The following is a 4882-nucleotide window of genomic DNA, read 5'->3' as shown; positions in this document are numbered from 1 at the left end:
GTTACTAATAAATGGTGCTATTGGAGGAATATATCATTTTTTGGTAATTTTCTTGGGAGTTTTTTTAACAAAAATAGCTTTTATAAATCATCCTGAAATAAAATTTATAAATATAGCTCTTATTATTACTTATGGAATATCAGCCGTTTTTGCAGGATTACTTGCCGATAAAATAAATCCTTTAAGACAGATTACATGGGCTTTATTTGCCAGCATTATTGTTGCTTTAGGAATGCAAATAATGTTATATAAACAAATATTTAATATTCTCTGTCCCGTTATATTAATAGGGCTTGCAGCATTTTATGCAGTGCCGCTACAAATTATTGTTCAATCTTTATTTAAGACTAATATTAAAATGAGGCTTTATAGTTTATCTCATTCTTTTGGCGGTATTATTCTATCCTCAAGCACTCCTTTCTTTAGCATGTTGTTATGGCAAAATTTTAAATCGCTATCCCTAACTTTAAGCTTTTTCATATTTTTGCTTGTAATATTAACTAGTACAGTATTGGTTTTACGTAGGATGTTATCCTTGCATGGATCGAAAAACCTACTCGATGTCATTCCTGCGAAAGCAGGAATCTAGAAAAAATAGTCTTAATATTGACAAAATAAACACATAAAAAACAAGTTTTTTATGTGTTTTACTGGATTACCGCCTCCGCGGGAATGACATAAACGAGCTATGCAACAGACCCAAAAACAAGAATAACATCAATTGCTTTAGATATTTCTTCCGTCTTTACCGCGACCCGTAGGTTTTATGCTAGGATTACTCGAAGATTTGGATTTTTGCTGTGCCTGTGTTCCAATTTGCTTCGCTTCTTTTGCTAAGTTTTCAAATTTGTCTTTTAAGCTTTGTGTATTGCCTTCTTTTATATGTGTATCTTCACTAGCTTCTATATAAGTCTTAATTTGCCTTTTAGGTGCATTATTTTTAGATTGAGCATCTTTAGAATGCTCTATTGCGAATTTTGTACGAGGTCTTATTAGTTCATTCTCTTTCCCTGTACCTTTCTGTTTCTCTTTCTCCCATTTATCCCATTCCTCCGGTGATGTCCAGTATCTTGTTATGTTACTATCAAAGCCTTTTTCAAATTTATCTTTTAAGCTTTTTGTGTTATCTTTTAACTTAAAATCGTGAGTTATTTCGTTAATATTCAATTTTTTAGGTGTTGTATGATATATAGTATCTTTATCTTGAGTATATTGAGAATGTTTTTCTACAGTCTGTTTCTTTTCTTCCGTCCAGTATTTTTTGATTTTGCTGTCAGAGTCTGCTTCAAATTTTGCTATTCTATCTTTTAGACCGGTAACTGCTCCTGTGGATATTTTAGGTTGATCTTTGGTTGATTGTTTAGTGTATTTCGGAGATGTATCTTTAGATAATTCATCATTAAACAAGCTGCGTATTTTGGGTAAAACGCTATCTATATTAACCTGCTTCGGAGATGTATCTTTAGATAATTCATCATTAAACAAGCTGCGTATTTTGGGTAAAACGCTATCTATTTGTAGCTCAGATATATAACCGTCTACTGCTTCTTTTAATTTGTCTAAAACGGCACTATTTTGGGCAGGAGGCAACATTCCGGTGTCATCCCACTCTAAATCAGTATCAGTAGTTAACATTCCGGTATCATCCCATTCTAAAGCGATATTATCGCTTCTACGCTCCTCACGAGGATCAGTTAGCTTATAATAATTTTTATTTAATATGCGAGGATCACGTGTATTTTCGCTCTTTTCAAATTCCTTAATTTCTTCAAATATTCCTATTGTCTTATAAATATTATCTATTTCCTCTTGAGTAAGTCTTTCATTGCTTACTTCTTTTTGTTGGATAGATTTTTGTAATTCTTTTGTTGCCGTTAACTTATCTTTTGCCGTATTTGAATTTGATAAAATTTTCGCTTGTGCTAAATCAAGAGCTTCAATTAAATTAGTAGAGCTGCTTTTTCCAAATGTAGTAGACAATTCTTCTTGACTTGAACCGATTCCTGAATCAATAGAAGAAGATCTAGAAACATTATTAGATTTAGGATTAATATTTGCTTGTTGTGCATAAGATTTACCGGCATCTATTAATATTTTATCAGTGAATTGTTCTAGTTCATTGAATGAATTTTCTAGCTTTGCAAAAAGTTCTGTTGAGGAATGTACTATTGCCGGTGACAACTCAGGAACAGAATCTTCAGGTATAGTTTCTAAAGAAGGAGAATATTTACTTGTTTCTCTTTGTAGTACCGATTCATTTTGCTTTATTAAATTTGATATATTTTTAAATTTATTTGCTAATTCTTCAGATAATATATCAATCTTATTATTGTTAGTACTTCCGGCATATAAGACTAGAGTCTCCTTTATATTTTGCGAGATATTACCTGCATGATCTATTAACAACATCTTATATTGCAAATCTAATTCGCTTGAATTATCAGTATTACGAAAGTAATTTTTATTTACTGATATACTTTTACTGAGTATATTCTTAGAAGCTTCTATAAGTTCTTTTTCCCCTGTCTCTTCTTTATTTTTTAACTTCTCAAATAAATTTTGTAAACCGTCTGAAAAATCCTGAGCATTATCAAGGTATAAAAATTTACTTCTTATAATCTCTTGTGCTTTTTGATTGGAAGCTTGTTGAACTTTTTGTTTCTCCTTCATTAATCCTAGAATGATATTTTTATCTAATGAATTAATCACATCATAAAAATTTTTCATTTCATCTAATTTTTCTCCAGGCTCTTTTATTTTTTGTAACCTTTCTCTTAATTCTTGAAATTTATCCCATTCATGTTGTTCAAGAAAAAATCCCGCTATTTTGGTATTTTTAGTATTAGGACTTCCTCCGCTACTCAGGATTTTATTTCTAGCTGCCTGTAATCTAGCGGGTTGATGAGAGTTAATATTATTAATCAAATCTAAAATTTCTTTTGATGTCTTATTAAATTCTTCGTTATTAGTTGGATTTTTGATTGTTTCTTGAACTGCTTCCCTTAGCTTTATTATTTCTTCTCTAAGGTTAAGCTCTACTTTTTGTTGACCGTGTGTTATAGCTTGCTCATTTTCTTGAGAGGTAAGTACTTTTGTATCTTGCTGTATATTTAAGTTCTTTTTACCTACTTTCTGAACAATTTCTTCCATCAATTGTAATAGATTAATATTGCCTGTTATTTCTAGTCCTTGTTCTTTAGTGATCGGTAATGAATTACTTAGTCTTAATAATTCTGAAAAATCTGAGGGGGATACTAGGACGTCGAGTTGAGCCTTTGTTTCTCTATCTTTTTCGTCTTCCTTAAAGCTTTCAACTTTACCGATACTAATAGGTAGGTTTTTTAAATAAATTTCTTTCTGCCTCCCTTGTATATTTTTATCATTTGCTACTTTGAAATTAGCCTTTTGCTGAGAAACATAAGGTCCTGGTGCTCTAGGATCTATTTTATTTATTAGAGCTTCTATGAAGTTGGTTGTATGCGCTATAGCTAATTTATCTGTTTCTAAAATATTATTTAAATTAGTGTTTTTTATTAAATAAAGATTTCTTATTAGCTTGTCTAATTCATTTTTGTTTTTCATAATTTTCCTCTATTAATAAAAATAAACCAAACCAAACTGTAATACCATTTATGTTAAATTAACAATACTAATATTAGTATTAATTCAATATTTTAAATTTTGTTGCATTTGTGCTTCAATTATGTTTAAAAAATATAATCTTATAATTTATTTCACCGTCTCAATGAGTTTTTTAACTCCCTCGACTGATTTATCGAATAATGCTTTCTCTTCTTTAGTTAACTGTAGTTCTATTATTTTTTCTACTCCTTCTTTACCTATAATAATAGGCACGCCGACATATAAATCATGTACATCGTACTCACCTTGCAAATAAGCGGCACAAGTTAGAATTTGACGTTTATCTTTTAAATATGATTCAAGCATTTCTATTGCTGAGGCTGCGGGTGCATAATAAGCAGAACCTGTTTTAAGTAATGCAACAATCTCACCGCCGCCGTTTCTAGTACGATCGATTATTTTTTCAATACGCTCATTACTTGATAAGCCCATTTTTATCAAGTCAGGTAGCGGTACGCCCGATACTGTAGAATATTTTGCAAGAGGTACCATCGCATCACCGTGACCACCGAGAACTATACTATTAACGCTGTTTACCGAAACTTTAAACTCTTCAGCAAGAAAAAGGTTAAATCTTGATGAGTCAAGTACGCCTGCCATACCTATTACTTTATTATGAGGTAGCCCGCTTTCTTTAAGCATGACATATACCATAACGTCTAACGGGTTAGTAATTACTATTACAAAGGCATCAGGAGCGTATTTTTTAACATTCTCTGCAACATTTTTCATAATACCGGTGTTAATGCTAATTAAATCGTCTCTGCTCATTCCTGGTTTTCTTGGTAAACCGGCAGTAATAATTATGGCATCAGACCCTTCAATATCTTTATAGTCGTTTGTACCTTTTATTTTGATATCAGAGCCTAGCAAAGTTCCGGCTTGCATGAGATCCAATGCTTTTCCTTGCGGTACTCCTTCAGCCACATCAAATAATACGATATCACCGAGTTCTCTAAGGCTAATTAAGTGAGCAAGCGTACCACCTATGTTACCGCCTCCTATTAATGAGATTTTTGGATTTTTTTTCATTCGTCCCTCTACAATAATTAAATATACCTATTTACTATATTACAAATAGATTGAAGAAAAAAGAATTTTTAAATTTTAAAATTATATGGTTAATTGATTAATTTATAAAAATTAACTAATTACATTGACTTCATTAAAATAGATTAATATAATGCCGAGTCAACAAAATACCATGAAATATGGAATTTTAATAAAATAATCAAAAAAA

The 4882-nt window shown here is 31.0% G+C and carries 3 protein-coding genes and 1 pseudogene; 1 reads left to right on the top strand and 3 read right to left on the bottom strand.

Translation table 11 applies throughout. The features are described from left to right. Positions 1 to 589, top strand: a 589-nt coding sequence (locus tag AC1Z7D_RS05820) for an MFS transporter (protein ID WP_482602790.1), incomplete at its 5' end; no start/stop codon positions are given. A gap of 137 nt (positions 590 to 726) precedes the next feature. Here the strand turns inward: AC1Z7D_RS05820 and AC1Z7D_RS05815 are convergent. The 3 genes and pseudogenes from AC1Z7D_RS05815 to mdh all read right to left on the bottom strand — a co-directional run bounded on the left by AC1Z7D_RS05815 (position 727) and on the right by mdh (position 4674). Continuing rightward, complete coding sequence (locus tag AC1Z7D_RS05815) at positions 727 to 906, bottom strand: hypothetical protein (protein ID WP_482602792.1); 180 nt, start codon at positions 904 to 906, stop codon at positions 727 to 729. A gap of 147 nt (positions 907 to 1053) precedes the next feature. Next, positions 1054 to 1407, bottom strand: a pseudogene (locus AC1Z7D_RS05810) (hypothetical protein); the annotation flags it as partial. A gap of 2322 nt (positions 1408 to 3729) precedes the next feature. Beyond that, positions 3730 to 4674: a malate dehydrogenase gene (gene mdh, locus AC1Z7D_RS05805; RefSeq protein WP_482602788.1), complete on the bottom strand. Its 945-nt coding sequence runs from the start codon at positions 4672 to 4674 to the stop codon at positions 3730 to 3732. Positions 4675 to 4882 lie beyond the last annotated feature (208 nt).

Source organism: Rickettsia sp. (assembly GCF_965035265.1).
The sequence above is the reverse complement of the archived record's forward strand: the minus strand, read 5'-3'. Positions and strand labels throughout refer to the sequence as shown.